The 19,475-nt window shown below is 64.3% G+C and carries 16 protein-coding genes; 10 read left to right on the forward strand and 6 right to left on the reverse strand.

Annotation, left to right across the window (positions count from 1 at the left end; genetic code table 11):
* Nucleotides 1-67 precede the first annotated feature (67 nt).
* Nucleotides 68-1,756, forward strand: a complete 1,689-nt coding sequence (locus IEY62_RS04440) for a bifunctional 3'-5' exonuclease/DNA polymerase (protein ID WP_189014465.1) — start codon at nt 68-70, stop codon at nt 1,754-1,756.
* 166 nt (nt 1,757-1,922) lie between these two features.
* Nucleotides 1,923-2,123, forward strand: a complete 201-nt coding sequence (locus tag IEY62_RS04445; protein ID WP_179128305.1) for a YegP family protein — start codon at nt 1,923-1,925, stop codon at nt 2,121-2,123.
* A gap of 21 nt (nt 2,124-2,144) precedes the next feature.
* Here the strand turns inward: IEY62_RS04445 and IEY62_RS04450 are convergent, their stop codons facing one another.
* The 3 genes from IEY62_RS04450 to IEY62_RS04460 are packed head-to-tail and all read right to left on the reverse strand — an operon-like array spanning nt 2,145 to nt 5,076.
* Nucleotides 2,145-2,822, reverse strand: a complete 678-nt coding sequence (locus IEY62_RS04450; protein WP_189014253.1) for an NUDIX hydrolase — start codon at nt 2,820-2,822, stop codon at nt 2,145-2,147.
* On the reverse strand, nt 2,819-3,613 hold the full coding sequence (gene nth, locus IEY62_RS04455) for an endonuclease III (protein WP_189014255.1): 795 nt from the start codon (nt 3,611-3,613) through the stop codon (nt 2,819-2,821). The genes IEY62_RS04450 and nth overlap by 4 nt, the downstream gene beginning before the upstream one ends.
* A gap of 11 nt (nt 3,614-3,624) precedes the next feature.
* Entirely contained in the window at nt 3,625-5,076 is a 1,452-nt protein-coding gene (locus IEY62_RS04460) for a hypothetical protein (protein WP_189014257.1), read from the reverse strand.
* A gap of 426 nt (nt 5,077-5,502) precedes the next feature.
* Here IEY62_RS04460 and acs point away from each other — a divergent pair, with 426 nt between their 5' ends.
* From acs to IEY62_RS04480, 4 genes are all read left to right on the forward strand, one after another.
* Entirely contained in the window at nt 5,503-7,506 is a 2,004-nt protein-coding gene (acs, locus tag IEY62_RS04465; RefSeq protein WP_189014259.1) for an acetate--CoA ligase, read from the forward strand.
* 161 nt (nt 7,507-7,667) lie between these two features.
* A complete protein-coding gene (locus IEY62_RS04470) occupies nt 7,668-8,456 on the forward strand; it encodes a DeoR/GlpR family DNA-binding transcription regulator (protein ID WP_189014466.1) in 789 nt (262 codons plus the stop codon).
* 172 nt (nt 8,457-8,628) lie between these two features.
* Nucleotides 8,629-9,420: an ABC transporter ATP-binding protein gene (locus IEY62_RS04475; RefSeq protein WP_189014261.1), complete on the forward strand. Its 792-nt coding sequence runs from the start codon at nt 8,629-8,631 to the stop codon at nt 9,418-9,420.
* Nucleotides 9,421-9,427: 7 nt separating this feature from the next.
* Nucleotides 9,428-10,783: an FtsX-like permease family protein gene (locus IEY62_RS04480; protein WP_189014467.1), complete on the forward strand. Its 1,356-nt coding sequence runs from the start codon at nt 9,428-9,430 to the stop codon at nt 10,781-10,783.
* Nucleotides 10,784-10,854: 71 nt separating this feature from the next.
* On the opposite strand, the gene IEY62_RS04485 is transcribed toward IEY62_RS04480, so the two are convergent.
* Together IEY62_RS04485 and IEY62_RS04490 are read right to left on the reverse strand one after the other, a co-directional pair.
* Entirely contained in the window at nt 10,855-11,874 is a 1,020-nt protein-coding gene (locus IEY62_RS04485; protein ID WP_189014263.1) for a LacI family DNA-binding transcriptional regulator, read from the reverse strand.
* A gap of 14 nt (nt 11,875-11,888) precedes the next feature.
* On the reverse strand, nt 11,889-13,088 hold the full coding sequence (locus IEY62_RS04490) for a Gfo/Idh/MocA family protein (protein WP_189014265.1): 1,200 nt from the start codon (nt 13,086-13,088) through the stop codon (nt 11,889-11,891).
* 211 nt (nt 13,089-13,299) lie between these two features.
* Here IEY62_RS04490 and IEY62_RS04495 point away from each other — a divergent pair, with 211 nt between their 5' ends.
* The 4 genes from IEY62_RS04495 (at nt 13,300) to IEY62_RS04510 (ending at nt 18,910) form a co-directional block, all read left to right on the forward strand.
* Entirely contained in the window at nt 13,300-14,259 is a 960-nt protein-coding gene (locus IEY62_RS04495; protein WP_189014267.1) for a carbohydrate ABC transporter permease, read from the forward strand.
* Nucleotides 14,260-14,268: 9 nt separating this feature from the next.
* Nucleotides 14,269-15,192, forward strand: coding sequence for a carbohydrate ABC transporter permease (locus tag IEY62_RS04500; protein WP_189014269.1), 924 nt, complete (start codon nt 14,269-14,271; stop codon nt 15,190-15,192).
* Nucleotides 15,193-15,260: 68 nt separating this feature from the next.
* Nucleotides 15,261-16,619, forward strand: coding sequence for an ABC transporter substrate-binding protein (locus IEY62_RS04505; RefSeq protein ID WP_189014271.1), 1,359 nt, complete (start codon nt 15,261-15,263; stop codon nt 16,617-16,619).
* 119 nt (nt 16,620-16,738) lie between these two features.
* The gene (locus IEY62_RS04510; protein WP_189014273.1) at nt 16,739-18,910 is read left to right on the forward strand and encodes an alpha-galactosidase; all 2,172 of its coding nucleotides are present in this window, start codon (nt 16,739-16,741) and stop codon (nt 18,908-18,910) included.
* A 52-nt stretch (nt 18,911-18,962) separates the two neighbouring features.
* Here IEY62_RS04510 and aroQ read toward each other — a convergent pair whose 3' ends face one another.
* Nucleotides 18,963-19,427: a type II 3-dehydroquinate dehydratase gene (gene aroQ / locus IEY62_RS04515; RefSeq protein WP_189014275.1), complete on the reverse strand. Its 465-nt coding sequence runs from the start codon at nt 19,425-19,427 to the stop codon at nt 18,963-18,965.
* Between the last annotated feature and the right edge of the window lie 48 nt (nt 19,428-19,475).

A 19,475-nucleotide genomic window follows, 5' to 3' on the forward strand; every position in this document is an offset into this window, starting at 1 on the left:
AGGACAAGTCACCTGCAACAAGGCGCTTGTACGCCGGGAGCACAAGCAACAAGGCAGAATGGAACGCATGTATTTGCTGCTGGCCGCCCACCCGGATGGCGCAGCCATACAGCGGATCTCTCCCACCGGGAAAGGCACTGCCGACGCCCGCGTCCTCACGCGCGGTGAGCTGCCCGGCGTCGTCCGTGAATTCGAAGCCCAGCGGCCCCGCTGGGTGTGGCAACGCGCGCAGGACTGGTACCCGGAACTGCTGGCCCAGGGGGTCGAGCTGGAGCGGTGCCATGACCTGGCGCTGTGCGGTGCGATCCTGGCCCACTCCGAGTTCACCGCCCATACGGACTATGCGAAGAATGCGGTCAAGCTAACCCAGGATGACGACGCCCCTCCCCGCGTCCTCCAGCCGCCACCGCCGCCCGCGGACCAGGGCGCCCTCTTCGAGGACCTCTCCCAGTCGGCTCCCGGGGCGGGCCTGGCCGAACTGAAGGCAGAGTTCGCGGCCCAGCAGCAAGCGGTGGCCCACTTGGCCACGGACAATCAGCTCAGGCAACGGCTGCAGTTGCTCCTGGCAGCGGAATCAGCGTGCGCGATCATTGCCGTCGAGATGCAGCACGCCGGGGTCCCTTGGCGTGAAGAGTTGCATCAGCAGATCCTGGCCGATGTGCTCGGGCCCCGACCTGCGCCCGGGCACCGGCCCCCGGCTTTGGAGGCCCTCTGCGCTGAGCTGAGGACAATGCTCAATTCCCCCAGCCTGAACCCTGACTCCCCGCAGGATCTCATGCGGGCGCTCCACCGCAACGGCATCGAGGTCAAGAGCACGCGGCAGTGGGAACTCCAGGAGTCCAAACACCCGGCCATCCAGCCACTGCTCGCCTACAAAAAGCTTTCCCGTCTGCATACCGCCAACGGATGGGCCTGGTTGGATGCGTGGGTGCGTGATGGGCGGTTCCATCCCGAGTACGTGGTGGGTGGCGTGGTGTCCGGCCGTTGGGCTTCGCGTGGCGGAGGCGCTCTGCAGATTCCGCGCAATATCCGGGCAGCAGTCCACGCTGACCCGGGACACAAGCTGATAGTGGCTGATGCCTCACAGTTGGAGCCCCGGGTTCTGGTGGCCCTGGCCCAGGACACGAAAATGGCTGAGGCCGCCCGCGACAAGGACCTCTACGCCGGCATCGCAGCCCAAGGCTTCGGTGGCGACCGTGCGAAGGCGAAGATTGCCCTGCTGGGAGCGATCTACGGTGCCACAACTGGCGAATCGGGAAGGCTCATGCCACAACTTGCGCGGACGTATCCCCGCGCGGTGGGCTTCGTGGAACAGGCGGCCCGGGAAGGCGAAGCCGGCAGGACTGTGACCACGCGGCTGGGCCGGAGCAGCCCGCCGCCGTCGGCCGGCTGGCTGCGGAGCCAGCAATCGACCACCGCCGAGGAACAACGCCGGGCGGACAACTTGGCCCGTTCGCGCGGCCGCTTCACCCGCAACTTTGTCGTCCAGGGTTCCGCAGCTGAGTGGGCGGCCTGCTGGCTGGCCGAATTACGACGCCGGTTGCGGGCTTTGCGCGCGGAAGGGTCGCCGTCCGGGGAACTCGTCTTTTTCCTGCACGACGAGGTGATGGTCCACGCCCCCGATGCTGCCGTGGACGCATGCATCCGCGCCATAGAAGAGTCCGCTGCCGCCGCGAAAGAGCTCATGTTCGGCCGGATCCCGGTGGAGTTTCCGGTGAGCGTCGCCGTCGTCGAATCCTATGACAAGGCGAAATAGCCGCACATTAGCGGCAGCATTTAAGACTCTCCAGTCATATCTCGCCGTATGAGGCGCGATGACCGAGGGATGACGGATGACTTTGCTTTACCACGGCTTCCCGCTACTTTCGCTATGTGGACACGTTCCACGCGGCATGCAGGGAAGCATCACAAGGGGGAAAAGCATGGCAGGCAGGTTTGAAATTCTCAAGGAAAACGATCGGGCATACCGGTTCCGTCTCACAGCAGCCGATGGGACCGTGGTGGCGGAATCGCCAACGTTCCCGCACCTTGACGGCGTTGTGGCCGGCATCAAGGCCGTGCGGGAGAATGCCGCCACTGGCTTGATCGTGGACCGTTCGACGCCGGCACGCAAGGCCGCCTGAACGGCTGCACCGGCGGCGGTGTCAGAGGTCGATGTCGTGAAGCCTGGCTCTGTCCCAGGGGACAGTCCAACCCAGTTCGTCGAAGAGGCCGCTGAGGACCATGCCGGTAAAGCCCCACACCAGCACGCCGTTGATGGTGAAGCCCGGGCTTGTGTAGGTCCGGCCGAAACGGGAAATCGTGGCAGTGACCCGGTTGGCAGGGTCCAGCAAGTCCCGGACCGGGACCCTGAAGACCTGCGCTGATTCGGCGTAATCCACTACACGGACAGGCGATGGGGCATCCCACCACGCCAACACCGGGGTGACCCGGAAGTTGCTGCGGATGAGTCCAAGTTCCGGAATGACTCCAAGCACGCGGACACCGCCGGCATCCAACCCTGTTTCTTCCACTGCTTCGCGCAGGGCGGCTGCCACCACGGATTCGTCTTCGGGGTCCACGCTGCCGCCCGGAAAGGCCACCTGCCCTGGATGGTCGTCCAGGGTGTGCGCCCGCTCGAGCAGCAGGACGTCCAGATCTGCGGGAGCGATCTGTTGACCGGATTCGGCGGGAATGTCGTCCAGCACACCAAAAAGCATGAGGACGGCAGCTGCGCGGTTGGTCTCGGTGGTGACCGGGAGCAGCTCCCAGAGGGCGGAGTGCTGCTGCTGACCCGCCTCGAAACGGGACACCAGGGCGGTCAGTTCCTCCAGCGCGGTCACCCGGGCCTCCTTTGCGATTCCATGCGGATCTCCGCGGCACGGTCTGTCTCGGCCAGCAGTTTTGCCAGCAATTCCTCATTGCCCGGGGCCAACTCATACTTCAGGAGTTTTGCGGCCTTGACGGGGTCCGTCTCGCCTTCTCCGTAGCTGGGACACAGGCTTGCCACCGGGCAGGCACCACAGGCCGGCTTCCGTGAGTGGCAAACCCGCCGTCCTTGGAAAACCACACGGTGCGACAGCATGGTCCAGTCCCGGGGCTCAAACAATTCGGCAACGTCAAATTCGATCTTGACGGGGTCATCCGACTCCGTCCAGCCGAACCTGCGGGCCAGGCGTCCAAAGTGGGTATCAACGGTGATTCCGGGAATGCCGAACGCATTTCCGAGCACCACGTTGGCGGTTTTGCGTCCGACACCCGGAAGCGTTACCAGGTCCTCTAGCCTGCCGGGGACCTCGCCGTCGTACTCATCAACAAGCCGCGTGCTCAGCGCCAGGACATTCCGGGCTTTGGCCCTGAAGAAGCCGGTCGGCTGGAGGATCGCCTCCAGTTCGGCGGGCTCGGCTTCGGCCATGGCCCGGGCATCGGGGTAGCGGGCGAACAGGATTTTGGTGACCTGGTTGACCAGGACGTCCGTGGTTTGGGCGGAAAGGACCGTGGCCACCACCAGCTCGAAGGGATTCCTGAAGTCCAGCTCCGCATGCGCGTAGGGATACTTCTCAGCGAGGACCCTGTTGATCTTGCGGGCCCTGCGCTTGAGTGCGAGCAGCGAACCTGCTGGGGTGATGGCCACGGCGTTCCTGCCTAGCCGCGTTCGATGTTGCTGAGCTCCCGGAGAACCCCGACCTTGCCGTCGGTGTCCTGGACCAGGAACTCATGTCCGCGGTCTTCGAGCGCGAGCACCCAGCCCCCGGGTTCGATGATGAAAGCGGGAGCGCCCGAGTGTTCGTCGTACGCGGTGCGGGGCTGGGCTACGGCGAACCAAAAGGCCTCGTACTGCGGCGCGTCGGACTCTTCGGGCCGGCTGGCGGGGTCCACTGTGGCGCCGATCGTGTCGCTGACCTTCCGGGTGTCGCCGGAAACTATCGGGGTGGCCATGGTGGCAGCCCACGGCTGTTGGGTTCCCGCCTGCTGTGCGGCCGGCTGCTGCGGGTGCTGCGTGGTGGCCGGTTCGGCAGCCACGGGCCGTGAATCCGCCGATGCGTCCGCGAGCTGCTGGTCTTTCGCAGCGTCGTCGCGCTCCGGCGCCGTTGAGGCGGGTTCGGCGGCGGCCGTTTCGGGGCTGGCTACCGGCTCCCCAGCGGGCTTGGAGTCAGCAGAGTGCACGACGGCGGGTGCTTCCGTTGCCGGCGACGGTGCACTTCCGTACGTTGCCGGCGGGGCGAACGGGCTGGCGACGGCACTGGCATTGCCTGATTCCGCGCCCGGGTTGCCCGTGGCGGGAGATACAGCGGCAGGAGAACCAGCGCCGGGGGCTGCTGCAGATGCGGCAGCGGTTCCGGAAGCCGGGTATGCCGCAGCGGTTCCGTGGAAGCCTGCACCCGCATTGGAAGCGCCCGGTGCGGGCGAAGTCGTCGTGGCGGGCGAAGTCGTCGTGGCGGGCTTGGGAGCCTTGGGCTCTTTCGGTGCCTTGGGAGCTGCAGGCTTACGGCTGGGAATTGCTGCCTCACGGGCAACCACATGGGCCGGAGTTTCAGCGCGTCCCTTGAAGTCGGCGGAGAGCAAAGGCAGGTGCGGCGCAAGAACCGTGGAGGCCAGCAAGCCAACGGAGCCCACCAGGCCCAGAAGTACGCTGCCGTTGAATGAGCTGGCGGCGACCAGGAAGAACAACGTGAACGCAAAGGACGCTACGACGGACGCGAACTGGTCAATTGAAAGGGATCCGACGCGGACGATGGTTCCCGGCTGCAGCCGACGGGCAACGAAAAGCGCCACAACGATCAACGGCAGGATGATGCCCAACAAAAGGAAGAACAGGCTTCCTACATTCCAGAGGTTGTAGAGCGAGCCGAACATAGGCAGTAGCGATGCAATGAACATCAGGAGCGCGGAGCCAAAGACGGTCAGGTCCCGGACGGTGAAGGGGCCGGCGACGGCGTCGAACCTGGACGCTCCGCTGGCGGGGGTGTCACTTTTTCCTGGTACGGCAGAGGTACCCTGCGCAGCAGCGTTGCCACCTGTTGCAGTGGCCGTTCCAGCCGTGGTGTCCGGTCCCGTCGGCTGTGAGTCGTGCGGTCCTGGGCTCAGCTGGTTCATGTATTTCTCCTTCGTACGGCGGCGCCTTGGGCAGTCCGCCCGATGATCCACGCGGGATTCCGCGGCATCATTGGACACGCCTGAAGATGCGTCCCAAGACCTCTTCAGCCTATGCCACCCCACTGACAGCCTTCTAGCTGAAAACGGTCCCGCGGTCCGGCCCACAGGGAACTCCAAGGTTACTTACAGAAAGTGACCCGCTGTCCCGGGCCCCACCGCGGCAGGCGCGTACCGCCGTCGTACGTCATGTAAGCGTTTCCCCGAGGCCCAAGGTGCCATTCGGCGCTAAAAATACGCCGCTCGCTGCCGCGTTTGTGACCACGCACACGTAGGACCTCTCGAGGCGATAGTGTGGAAGGCGGACAGTACTCTGCGGGCCTAACGGCGGGCTCCCGCAGCAAAGATCGATGAATAATGAGGTTCACCATGTCTCAGGACACCACCGGATCCACACACGTCGAGGCCCTTGAAAACCTCCTTCACGAGAACCGCAAGTTCGCGCCCTCGGACGAGTTCGCCGCGAACGCCATAGCATCAGCGGATGCTTATCAAGAGGCTGAGGCTGACCGCCCGGCCTTTTGGGCCAAGCAGGCCCGCGAGCTGCTGACGTGGGACAAAGACTTCACCGAGACGCTGGACTGGTCCAACCCGCCGTTCGCCAAATGGTTTGTTGGCGGCGAAGTCAACGCTGCCTACAACGCTTTGGACCGGCACGTCGAAAACGGGCTGGGCGACCGCGTTGCCATCTACTTCGAAGGCGAACCCGGAGACACCCGCACCTACACGTACGCGCAGCTGACCGAAGAGGTCAAGAAGGCCGCGAACGCCTTCGAGTCCCTCGGCGTGGCCAAGGGCGACCGCGTAGCCGTCTACCTGCCCATGATCCCCGAGGCCGTCATCACGCTCCTTGCCTGCGCCCGGATCGGGGCCGTGCACTCCGTGGTGTTCGGTGGATTCTCCGCCGACGCGCTGCGTTCCCGGATCGAGGACGCCGAAGCCAAGCTCGTGGTCACTGCTGATGGCACGTACCGCCGCGGCAAGCCCTCCGCGTTGAAGCCGGCCGTTGACGAAGCCCTGTCCAAAGAAGGTCATACAGTTCAGAACGTCGTTGTGGTCAAGCGCAACGGTGAGGACGTCAACTGGGTGGAAGGCCGCGACCTCTGGTGGTCCGACACCGTGGACAAGGCCTCCACCGAGCACACCGCTGTGGGGCATGACTCCGAGCACCCGCTGTTCATCCTCTACACCTCCGGCACCACCGGCAAACCCAAGGGCATCCTGCACACCACCGGCGGGTACCTCACCCAGGGTGCCTACACGCACAAGGCCGTGTTCGATCTCCACCCCGAAACGGACGTGTACTGGTGCACCGCCGACGTCGGATGGGTCACCGGCCACTCCTACGTCACCTACGCACCGCTCGTCAACGGCGCCACCCAGGTCATGTACGAAGGCACCCCGGACTCCCCGCACCAGGGCCGTTGGTGGGAAATCGTGGAGAAGTACAAGGTCTCCATCCTCTACACAGCCCCCACCGCAATCCGGACGTTCATGAAGTGGGGCCGGGACATCCCGGACAAGTACGATCTCTCCTCCATCCGTGTGCTGGGCTCAGTGGGCGAATCCATCAACCCGGAAGCCTGGATGTGGTACCGGGACGTCATCGGCGGAAACGCAGGCAACAACGGTGAGAAGAAGGAACACCCCGCTCCGATTGTGGACACCTGGTGGCAGACCGAAACCGGCGCCCAGATGATCGCCCCGCTGCCCGGCGTCACCGCCACCAAGCCCGGCTCGGCGCAGGTCCCGCTTCCCGGCATCGCTGTTGACGTGGTGGACGAAAACGGTGCCTCGGTGGCCAACGGCGAAGGCGGCTACCTGGTGGTCCGCGAACCGTGGCCCTCCATGCTCCGCGGAATCTGGGGCGATCCGGAGCGCTTCAAGGACACCTACTGGTCCCGGTTCGAGGACATGTACTTTGCCGGCGACGGTGCCAAGAAGGATGAGGACGGCGACGTCTGGCTCCTGGGCCGCGTGGACGACGTCATGAACGTTTCCGGTCACCGCCTCTCCACCACCGAAATCGAATCCGCGCTGGTCAGCCACCCGTCCGTGGCAGAAGCAGCCGTCGTAGGCGCCGCTGACGAGACCACCGGCCAGGCCGTCGTCGCGTTCGTCATCCTCCGCGGTGACGCCGTCAACAACGGCGACGAAACGGTGCTGGAACTGCGCAACCACGTGGGCAAGGAAATCGGACCGATCGCAAAGCCCAAGCAACTGCTGGTCGTGCCGGAACTGCCCAAGACCCGCTCGGGCAAGATCGTCCGCCGCCTCCTGAAGGACATTGCAGAGGGCCGCGACACCGGCGACGCCACCACCTTGGCAGACCCCGGCATCATGACCCAGATCGCCGAGTCGCTGCGCAAGTAGCGTCGCCCGGGGTACCAATACGACGACGGCGCCGCTCGCCGCCCGGGGCGAGCGGCGTCGTCGGGCGTTTAGGGGCGTCGTCGCGCGTATAAACGGAGGCCGCGTCCTAGACTGGAGCCAGACTCAGACGCATGTTTGACGAGGTACCCAGAAAGGTCCTGATGCTTCAGGCAGCACGCCACTCCGCCATCATTGATGCCGTCCAGCGCGAACGCGTGGTGCGCGTCTCGGACCTTGCCCAATTGCTGGGTGTCTCCCCCATGACCGTCCGACGAGATATCGAAGCCCTCGAGGAAACGGGCCGGGTGGAGCGCATCCATGGCGGGGCCAAACTGCCGGGTGATGCCAGCACACACGAACCCGGGTTCGAGCTGAAATCCACCCAGCTCACCGCTGAGAAGCATGCGATCGCGGTCGAAGCCGCCTCCATGGTCCAGGAAGGCATGGCGATTGGACTGAGCGCCGGCACCACCACCTGGGCCCTGGCCAAGGAACTCGTCAACGGTCCACGCATCACCGTGGTGACCAACTCGGTGCGGATCGCGGATCTCTTCCACCACGGCGCGTCGTCAGGCCCGGCACGGTTCGGCTCCACGGTGATCCTGATCGGCGGCGAGCGCACCCCGTCGGACGCCCTGGTGGGTCCGATCGCCACCTCATCCCTGAAGCAACTGCACCTGGACCTGCTTTTCCTGGGGGTCCACGGCATGGATGCCCAGGCTGGTTTCACTACACCGAACCTGCTGGAAGCGGAGACCGACCGTGCCTTTATGGCCTCTGCCCGCAGCACAGTAGTCCTCTCGGACCACAGCAAATGGGGTGTGGTGGGCATAGCCTCGATCGCCCAGCTGGATGAGGCCGACGAACTCATCACCGATTCGCTCCTCGGAGAGGATGCGCGCCGGGTGCTGGCCGAAAACGTGGCGAAGCTGAGAATCGCGGGCGCCTGACCCAAGTAAGTAGCAGATGACCCCAAGTAAGTAGCAGATGACGTCGTTATAAGAGCTCAGAACGACGTCATCTGCGACTTACTTGGGTCTCATACCGGGGGTGGAGGCCGGCCCGCAGAGTTCAACCACCAGGCTGACGCCCCAGGACAGGGGCCGCAGGGATGCTGGATATATGAACGCCATCCTCCACGCCCAACAGCTCACCAAGCACTACCCCGGCAGTATCGCCCTGGACCACGTCGACTTCACAGCGAACGCCGGTGAGTCCATTGCGATCATCGGCCCCTCGGGTTCCGGTAAGACCACCCTTTTGCACTGCCTCGCCGGAATTTTGAGGCCCGACGCCGGTTCGATCACCTTGAACACCCCTTCGGCGCCTTTGCGGCTGGACACCTTGGCGGACGCTGCGTTGTCCCGTCTGCGCCGTGAGGAGTTCGGTTTCGTGTTCCAGCAAGGCATGCTCCTGCCGGAACTGACTGCCGTGGAGAACGTAGCCTTGGCGCTCATGCTGAACGGAACGGACAGGGCTACCTCGGAGTCCCGCGCCGCGGAGTGGCTCGCGGCCCTGGGTCTGGCCGGGATGGAGCAACGCCGGCTGGGCGAACTGTCCGGCGGGCAGGTCCAGCGTGTGGCCATCGCCCGCGCCCAGGTAACCGGTGCCCGGGTGGTTTTTGCCGATGAGCCCACCGGTGCCCTGGATTCGGCAACGTCCACCGAAGTCCTGGATGTCCTGCTCCACTCCGTGGCTGCCAATGGGCGGACGCTTCTGGTGGTCACCCACGATCCGCAGGTGGCCGCACGCTGCCAACGGGTGGTGGAGCTTCGGGACGGCAGGATCGTTGCGGACAGTGCGGGCGGCGTGCACGTGCCAGCCGCCCCACCGGCCCAAACCGCTGCGCCAATTCACAATGCTGCCGATAACGCTGCCGCCGGCAACAACTTCAAGGGTGCCTTCAATGTCTAGCCTCACAATGGCCCTGCGCCTCACGCCGTACCTTGCCCGGAGCAGCGGCAGCAGCCTCCGGGAAACGGGACTGCGGGATGCCGGGTTGCCCATCCTGGCCTTTGGAACCGTAACCGCGCTGCTCCTCACAGTTGCCGGCGGCTCACAGGTTTTCTGGTCCTGGACTGACGACATCGCGGGCACTTACCAAGCGTTGGCCGTCGTCGCGATGGTCCTGCTCATCATCCCGTTGCTGACGCTCGGTGCCTCAGCCGCCCGGCTGGCCGCCCGGCGTCGTGATGACCGCCTGGCTTCATTGCGCTTGTTGGGCGCCAACAGCGCCACAGTGGTCTGGATGACGGTCATCGAATCAACCGTCCTCGCGGCAGTGGGAGCGGTGGCTGGTGCGGGACTTTACGCGTGCACGGCCCCGTTCCTGGGTTTGATCCAGTTCCGTGGCCAGTCAATCGGCAGCCATGCATGGTTGTCCGTGCCGTCCATTGCCGGCTGTATCCTGGCCGTTTGCGTCCTCGCGGCGGCAAGCGCCGCATTGGGGCTCCGCAAAGTTGTGGTGACACCGTTGGGTGTCCGGACCCGGCAAACGGCCGACGGCGCGCATTGGGTCCGCGGGCTCATTGCGGCTGTTGTTGTGGCGATCGGTGTGGTTGCGATGGGCATGCTCAGCAGCTTTGGGGCCTTCATTGTGATCATCGCCGTCATGGGTGGCTGCTTCGGTCTTGCTCTGCTGGCACTGAACCTGATGGGCCCCTGGATTCTGCGCTTGCGGGCATCTTCGCAACTGAAGCGGGCCAAAGGGCCGGAGCAATTGTTGGCGGCACGCACCGTGCTGGAGAGTCCCAAGGAATCGTGGCGGCAAGTTGGGGGCGTCGCGATGACCAGTTTTGTGGGGGTCTTTGTGGGTGTAGGCATGGCGGTAGCTGACACGATGGGCACCGCGGGCGACACCGAAGCCACTCTCCTGGTGCGGGACATCAACACGGGCGTGATGATCACCTTGCTGGGCTCATTCCTGATGGTGGCCTGCTCAGCCGGTGTAAACCAGGCTGCTGCCGTGCTGGACCGCGCGTCAACCTTGGTGGCACTTGACCGCGTCGGCATGCCGCGGAAGCTGATGGTGGCAGCGCGCGTCAAGGCCGTGATGTCGCCGCTGTTCCTGGTGGCGGGGATTTCTGCAGCCGCTGCCGCTGTCCTGGTGCTGCCGCTGACCGGTGCCGTGCTGTTGACCCGGCCTGTGGTGTTCCTGACCATCGGCGGTGTGTTCGCCGCCGGGTTCCTGCTGGTGCGCCTTGCCGTAGCCGCCGGCACCGCGCAAATCGGTCAAGTCCTGGCCCGTCCCGAACGCTACGCGAGCGTGGACTCCTAGCCCGGGAGCCGCCGTCGTCCGCGTCCGACGGCTCCGCGTCCGCCGGCGCCGCGTCCGACGGCTCCGCGGTGCTATTTACAGCCGCACGACTGCCGGATGATGAGCTCGGTGGGCAGGATCTGGTGCTGGAGCTCCTCGCCGCGCCCCTTGCCCACCAAGGCCCGGACGGCCGCCTGGGCCATCGCCTTGACCGGCTGGGCAACAGTGGTGAGGGCCGGCCAACTGTATTCGGCGTCCAGGGAGCCGTCGAACGAAACCAACGCCAGCTCGCCGGGAACCTGGACGCCTGCCTCATGGAGCGCCCGGAGAATGCCGATGGCCTGCATGTCGTTGCTGGCAAAAATCGCGGTGGGCCGGTTCGCCATGGACAGGAACCGTTTGCCTACCTCATAGCCGCCTGGACGACTGAAGGGTCCGTGCAGCATGGGGCCGTCGGGCAGGCCGGCCTCACGAAGGGCCGCGAGCCAGCCGACTTCGCGCCCGTCCAGCTGGTTGCCTGTGTTGGTTCCGATTGCCAGGCCGATGTTGGTGTGGCCGTGGCCAATAAGGTGGTCCACGGCAGCCCGCGCTCCAGCTTCCAGATCAACACCCACACTGTTGAAACCCGGCGGAGATCCGGCGTTGTTCAGCAGAACGGCCGGGATTTCCGAGGCTTCCAGTTCCGTGACATCGGGATCGAACACGCAACTGGCCAGGAACACACCATCCACCTGCCGGGCAGCGAGCGTGCGGATGTTCTTGCGCTCACGCGTCAGGCTTCCGTCCGAGTTGGTGAGCACCATGCCGAAGCCCAGTTCCGCAGCGGCATCCTCAACCGCGTGGGCAAGCTGCGTGAAGAAAGGGTTGGTGTTGTCCGGCACCACAACGCCGATGGTCTCACTGGAACCCAGCTTCAACGCACGTGCAGCCGCGTTGGGCCGGTAACCGAGGATGCGGATGGCGTCCCGGACTTTCGCTTCTGTTGCGGGGGCCACGTTCTTGGGCCCACCGTTCACCACATAACTGACGACGGCGGTACTCACCCCGGCGTACCGGGCCACGTCTTTGCGTGTTACCGGGCCGCGCGGGGTGGGTACAGCTGTTGTTGTCATGGGGTAAATGCTAGCTACTCCACGGGAGCATCACCGAAGTCGCGGATGGGAAGGCGTTCCCCGCCGCGCAACGCAGACTCATGGGCCACGATTCCCGGCAACGTGAACCGGGCGGCCACCCATGCGTTGACCGGTGGCAGGCTGCGGTTGTTCACGGCGGTCACAAAGTCGTCCACCAGGAATTGGTGGCTCCCCTCGTGTCCGTTGGGCGCTCCGAGGAACTCCTCCGGGAGCCGGGACTGATCGTGCACCGGAGCCAGTCCGGAGATAAAGGCATCCCGTAGCTCCGGCGCCACGTCTGCCAAAGAGGGATCGTCGGCGGACATGGTCGGTTTGGTCTCCACCTGCTCCGAAACGTCTTCAACTGTGGACTTGTCCTGCCACACCGTGGTGGTTGCTAGTTGCTCAAAGCTGGCTTCGGTGCCAAAGAAGCGGAAGCGCGACTCCCGGATGTGGGAGGGATACCCCACGCGGCGCATCTCGTTGGTCCGCATCGCACCGCCGTCGTTCATCTCGAACAAGGCCGTGGCGTTGGAGAAGTCGTTGGCGAACATGCTGACGTCCTTGTCGAAGACGCCGTCGCCCCGCTCGTCCTTGACCCCGATGCAGCTCACGCTGACGGCGTGGCCGGGCACCGCACCAAGGACCCCGCCGATGGCGTGCGTGGGGTAGAGCATTGGCGGGTAGCTGGCGGTTTCCTTCCAGCGCTCCCCGCCGCTGTACTGGTAGGCCTCATAGAAGCCGAGGTCCATGTCGTGGACGTAGTCGCCCTCGGTGTAGAAGATCCGGCCGAATTTGCCGGCCTGGTGCTGCTGACGGGCGAAGACGGTGGCGGGGTTGTAGTAGCTGGTCTCCCCCATCGCGTATACGAGCTTCGTTTCGCGGACGGCCTCGATGATGCGCTCGATCTCCTCTTCGGAGATGGCCATGGGAACCGCTGAATAGACGTGCTTTCCGGCCCTGAGGGCCCGCTCAACCAGGGGGCCGTGCGTCCACCGCTGCGTGAAGATGGCGACAGCATCGACGTCGGACTCCAGCAAATCCTCGAAGGAGGCCATGGTGCCGTCCAAGCCCCAGCGGTCTTTCGCCGCCGCGGCGCGTTCGGGCAGCTCGTCCACCGCGTAGACCTCGCTGACACCGGGGTGGAGCTTGAAGAGGTGGGCGAACTGGCTGCCGAACTGGCCGGCTCCCACAACACCAATCGAAAACGTCATTGTTTACCTTTCCTGGGGCCACGGGTGCAGCCGCTTGTTTGTCATTCGGGACGTACGGACGAGTTTCGCATCGCGATCTACACGAGTCAACAGAAACAACATTTCTGAACATTTTTCATCAAAATGTTGCGTCAACCCTTGCCAAGCCAAAATCTACTCGTGTAGATTCGCCTTCAGTTGTTACCCGCATCACTCCCAGAAAGGGTCGAAGATGACCACGCTAACCAAGCAACCGGATCCGGGGCTCTCCGCCAGGGCGCCGCGGAAGTCACGGAAGCGGGGAAAACCATCCGACGGGTTCCGCGGTATTGGAGACCTGAAGGTCGCGCTCTTCTTCATCGCTCCAGCGATGGTCGGATTGATCCTCTTCTACCTCGTCCCCACTATCCGGGGCATCTACCTCAGCTTCACCGAGTACAGCATCCTGGGAGACCCGGAATGGATTGGGGCACGGAACTACGAACGCATAGCCAAGGATCCGCTGTTCTGGAACGCCCTGGGCGTCACGGCGGAATACGTGGTGATCAACATTGTCCTTCAGACGGCGTTGGCCCTGGGCCTTGCAATCCTGATGCACCGAGTCGCAAAGTCGACCCTCATCCGCGGCGCGCTCCTGATGCCGTATCTGATGGCAAACGTCATCGCGGCCCTGCTGTGGTTCTGGATGCTGGACTACCAGATCGGCATCATCAACCAGATCATCGAATGGACCGGGCTGCCCCGGGTGGCATTCTTCGGCAGCGAGCAATGGGCCATCCCCACGCAGGCCCTCATCAATACGTGGCGGCATATGGGGTACACGGCGCTTCTGATCTTCGCCGGGCTCCAGGCCATCCCTAACAGCGTCTACGAGGCCGCCAGCATCGACGGTTCCAAGGCCCTGAACACTTTCCGGCGGATAACCCTGCCGCTGCTGCGACCGGTCCTGGTACTGGTCCTTGTAGTGACCGTGATTGGTTCCTTCCAGGTCTTTGACACCGTTGCGGTCACCACTGCCGGCGGTCCCGTCAACGCGACCCGCGTGCTGCAGTTCTACATTTACCAGCGCGCCTTCAACGAACAGGACTTCGGCTACGGATCGGCCCTGGCGGTCATCCTCTTCCTTATCCTCGCCGTCGTCGCTTTTATCCAGATGAAATTCCTCCGCGGCAACCAGTCGGACCTGGACTAAGGACACGCCATGACCACTTTTACCTCACCCAAGAACGCCGTCCGCCGTCCACTCCGCCGTCCCTTCAACTGGCGCCGCACCATCGCCCTGATCCTCCTCGCCGTGGCCATAGCAGTGAGCATCCTGCCTTTCTACTGGGTGCTGCGCACAGCTTTGTCCTCCAACGGCTCCCTCGCCGCGAACTCCGCCAACCTGCTGCCGGCCGACTTCAACCTGGGCGCGTTCAAGCGGGTCTTCGGCCTCCAGAGTGCCTCGGAAGCAATCGCAGAAGGCGGCTCGGGCGCATCGATCAATTTCTGGCAGTACCTTTGGAACTCGCTGCTCTTCTCCGGGATCACCACGGCCTGTGCGGTGTTCTTCAGCTCAATGGCCGCCTATGCTTTCTCCCGCCTGCGGTGGAAAGGCCGCGACACTGTCTTCTCCCTGTTCCTTGCCACCATGCTCGTCCCGCCGATCTTCACCGCCCTGCCCAACTTCCTGCTCATCAAGAACCTGGGCTTGCTCAATTCAATGCTGGGACTCGTGCTGCCGTACCTGTTCATGACGCCGTTCGCGATCTTCTTCATGCGCCAGTTCTTCCTGAACATGTCCCGGGAAGTTGAAGAAGCTGCAATGCTCGACGGCGCCAAGCACTGGCGGATCTTCTTCCAGATCATCATGCCCAACGCCGCAGCCCCGATCGCGACCTTGGCGCTGCTGACCTTCATGGGTCAGTGGAACGAATACTTCTGGCCACTGCTCGTAGGTACCTCCGAGGAATCCCGGGTGCTCACCGTAGGGCTGGGAGTCTTCAAATCGCAGTCCCCGCAGGGCGCTCCGGACTGGTCCGGGCTCATGGCCGCAACGCTCGTGTCCGCCACACCCGTGTTGATCCTCTTCGCCATCTTCGGCAAACGGATCGTCAACTCCATCGGCTTCAACGGCACCAAATAGCTCTGCCTCCTCCACGCGGAAACCGGCATGCGCCGGCACGCACCCATCCTGTCCCGAAAGGACCAACCATGATGAAAAAGAAGGCAATCGGCGTCGTAGCCGCTGCCGCTGTCCTCGCACTGTCCGCCTGCTCGGGCGGTAACTCCGGTGGCAGCTCCGGCGGAGACTCCGCCGAGGGCGAGATCAACTACTGGCTCTGGGACGCCAACCAGCTCCCTGCCTACCAGCAGTGCGCCACTGACTTCACCAAAGCCAACCCGGATATTACCGTCAAGATCACCCAGACAGGCTGGGACGACTACTGGTCCAAGCTCACCAACGGTATGGCCTCCGGAACTGCGCCGGACGTCTTTACGGACCACCTGTCCAAGTACCCGGACTTCCTCAAGACCAAACAGCTGGTGGCCCTCGATGACGCCGTCTCGAAGGACAACGTGGACCTTTCCCAGTACAACGAAGGCCTCGCTGACCTCTGGGTGGGACAGGACGGCAAACGCTACGGCCTGCCCAAGGACTGGGACACCGTGGCGCTGTTCTACAACCAGAAGATGGCCGCCGACGCCGGCATCACCCCGGAACAGATGGGATCCCTGACCTGGAACGCGCAGGACGGCGGCACGTACGAGAAAGCAATTGCCCACCTTACGGTCGATAAGAACGGCAAGCGCGGCGACGAAGCGGGCTTCGATAAGGACAATGTTGCCGTCTACGGATTGGGCCTGCCGGGCTCCGATGCCGAGAACGCCGGCCAGACGCAGTGGAGCTACTTGTCCGCCACCACTGGCTGGACCACCACAGACAAGAACCCCTGGGGCACCCACTTCAACTACGACGACAAGAAGCTCCAGGACACCATCGACTGGTGGGCCTCGCTCGCTGCGAAGGGCTACATGCCCAAGCTTGAAACCACCGTTGGTGCCAACGCCGCCGACAGTTTCGGTGCAGGCAAAGCCGCCATCAACAGCAATGGCTCCTGGATGATCGGCCAGTACACCAGCTACAAGGGCATCGACCTCGGCATCGCCCCCACGCCTCAGGGCCCCGAAGGCAAGCGCGCCTCCATGTTCAATGGCCTGGCCGATTCCGTGTGGGCCGGCACCAAGAAGAAGGATGCCGCCGTCAAGTGGGTCGAATACCTCGGCTCCGCCGCCTGCCAGGACGTTGTTGCTTCCAAGGCCGTCGTGTTCCCGGCCATCACCACCTCTTCCGAGAAAGCCGCAGACGCCTTCAAGGCCAAGAACGTGGACGTCAGCGCATTCACCCAGCATGTGAAGGACAAGACCACCTTCATGCTCCCCATCACGGACAACGCATCCAAGGTTGCTGGAATCATGAAGCCGGCCATGGACGCGGTGGTCTCCGGCAAATCCCCGGCAAGTTCGCTGACAGCCGCCAACGAGCAAGTCAACGCACTCTTCGCGAAGTAACACCCCTTTCCCTGAAGCGCCCGCACTGCGCACTTTGACGCCCCTCAAACGCGCAGTGCGGGCCCAGCGACTCATCCATAGACTCGAACTACGCCCCTTATGCGAAAGTGACTCACAGCATGCAACCGCTCCATCTCCGTTCCGCAGGTACCAGCCTGGTGATCAGCACCCACCGTGGAGAGGCTGAGATAACCCACTGGGGAGCAGACCTGGGCGATACCCTGCCGGACCTCTCCATCCTCAACGCCCCCATTCCCCCGTCGTCCATCGACGCCAACGTCCCGGCCGGGCTCCTCCCCCAGGCATCGTCATCGTGGCAGGGCCGGCCCGGACTCCGCGGCCACCGCGTCACCGACGGCGTACCCGGCTTTGACTTTTCAGTACGCCTGCGCGCGGTGAGCGCCACCACGGACGGGACCACCGCCGTCGTGCTTCAGTCGGATCCCGACGCCGGTATCACCGTCACCAGCAACCTCACCTTGCACCCGGGCGGGCTTTTGGAACTCCGGCACACTGTGAGCAACGACGGCTCGTCACCCTTCCAGGTGGACGAGCTGGCCACCATGCTCCCGGTGGCGCCTGACGCCGTCGAACTTTTGGACCTGACCGGCCGCTGGTGCCGCGAACGGCATCCACAGCGGCGCTCCATCCAGCAGGGAACGTGGGTCCGCACCGGGCGCCACGGCCGCACGGGCCATGATTCGTCGCTGTTGCTGGCAGCCGGGACTGCCGGTTTCGGAAACCGTCACGGCAAGGTGTGGGCCACTCATCTGGCGTGGAGCGGCAATCACGAGCAGTTTGCTGACAGCGTTGCCGACGGCCGGACCATGGTGGGTGGGTCTGAGCTTCTGGGACCTGCTGAAGTGGTCCTGCAGCCGGGCGGGAGCTACACGACTCCTGCGCTGTTTGCCGCCTACTCGGACCGCGGGCTGGACGGTATCAGTGAGGCTTTCTACAGCTGGTTCCGTTCCCGTCCGCATCACGTGGCCACGCCGCGCCCAGTTGTCCTCAACACATGGGAAGCGGTGTACTTCGACCACAACCTGGAGTCGCTGATCGAACTGGCAGGCTCCGCTGCCGAGCTCGGCGTTGAACGGTTCGTGCTCGACGACGGCTGGTTCCGCGGACGCCGCGACGACCACGCCGGATTGGGCGACTGGTATGTGGACGAAACCGTGTGGCCATCCGGCCTAGCTCCGTTGATCGACGCCGTGACATCGCGCGGCATGGAGTTCGGGCTCTGGGTGGAGCCGGAAATGGTGAACCTGGATTCTGACGTTGCCCGGGCGCATCCGGAGTGGATCGTCGGCCCCTCCGCGGCCACCTACAAGGACGGCGGCCGGCTTCCGCTGGAGTGGCGGCAGCAGCACGTCATCGACCTCGTCAACCCCGCGGCCTGGCAGTACGTCTTCGACCGGATTGACTCCCTCCTGCGGGAGAACAACATCAGCTACCTCAAGTGGGACCAAAACCGGGACCTTCTGGAGCACGGCCATGCGGGACGGGCTTCGGTGCACGAGCAAACACTGGCCGCCTACCGGCTTTTCGACGCTTTGCGGACGGCACACCCCGGCGTCGAGATTGAGAGCTGCTCTTCCGGTGGTGCCCGCGTGGACCTCGGGATTCTGGAGCGGACAGACCGGATCTGGGCTTCGGACTGCAACGATGCCCTGGAGCGGCAGACCATCCAGCGCTGGACCGGGCTGGTAGTGCCTCCTGAACTGGTGGGCGCCCACATTGGACCGGACACCTCGCATACGACTGGACGCACGCATGACCTCTCGTTCCGCGCCATCACAGCCCTGTTCGGACATTTCGGTATGGAGTGGGACGTCCGCTCGGTCGCGGGCCCCGCGCGCGAGGAACTCAAACGCTTCATCGCCCTGTACAAGGAACACCGCGGCCTGATCCACAGTGGGCGAATGGTCCGGGCCGACGTGCCGGATGAGTCGCTGATGGTCCATGGCGTGGTGGCCCCATCCCGCGACGGCGGCACTCCGGTTGGCAGCACCGCAGCCCTTTTCGCTGTGGTCAAGACCCGGACGGGCTTCGCCGAACACAGTGGGCGCGTGGCGCTGCCGGGGTTGGATCCGTTGCGTTCCTACCGGGTGGAACTTCTCTTCCCGACCCCGGCGGACGCCGACTACGGGCACACGTTCATTGAGGCCAAACCGGCACCCTGGTTGGCCTCAGGGGCGGAGGCCAACGGGCGGTTCCTGGGCGAAGTCGGGCTACCAATGCCTGTGTTGAACCCCGAGCACGCAGTTCTCCTGCGGCTCACGGCCCTCTGACCCTCGCTCACCTCCCACGGGCATCCCGGGAACGCTCGCTCACCGGTTGGCGCTAGACCGCCTCGGCCAGGTAGTCGATTGCAAGCTTGTACCCGAGCACGCCCGCACCAACAATGATCGCGTTGCACACGCCCGAGAGGTACGAGTGGTGGCGGAATTCTTCGCGCTGGTGGACGTTGGTGATGTGGACCTCGACGGCGGGCAGCTGCACCGCCGCGAGTGCATCGCGAAGAGCCACGGACGTGTGAGTGAAAGCCCCCGCATTGATGACGATTCCGATGGCCGTGCCGCGGGCTGCGTGGATGGCGTCAAGGAGGTCGCCCTCGTGGTTCGACTGCACGCAGTCGACGGTGTACCCGTGGGCCGCAGCCGCCGTCATGGCGAGTTGCTCGACGTCGGCCAGCGTGGAGGTTCCGTACTTCTCGGGCTCGCGCGTGCCCAGAAGGTTCAGATTGGGTCCGTTGATCACAAGGATGGTGCCGCGACCGGCTTCGGTGGCGGGGGTGGCTTCAGTCATGGTTCCCAATCTATAGCTGCGGGCAGGGCTCCGGGAATCACGACCAAA

This window comes from Paenarthrobacter histidinolovorans, assembly GCF_014647595.1.
GTDB lineage: Bacteria > Actinomycetota > Actinomycetes > Actinomycetales > Micrococcaceae > Arthrobacter > Arthrobacter histidinolovorans.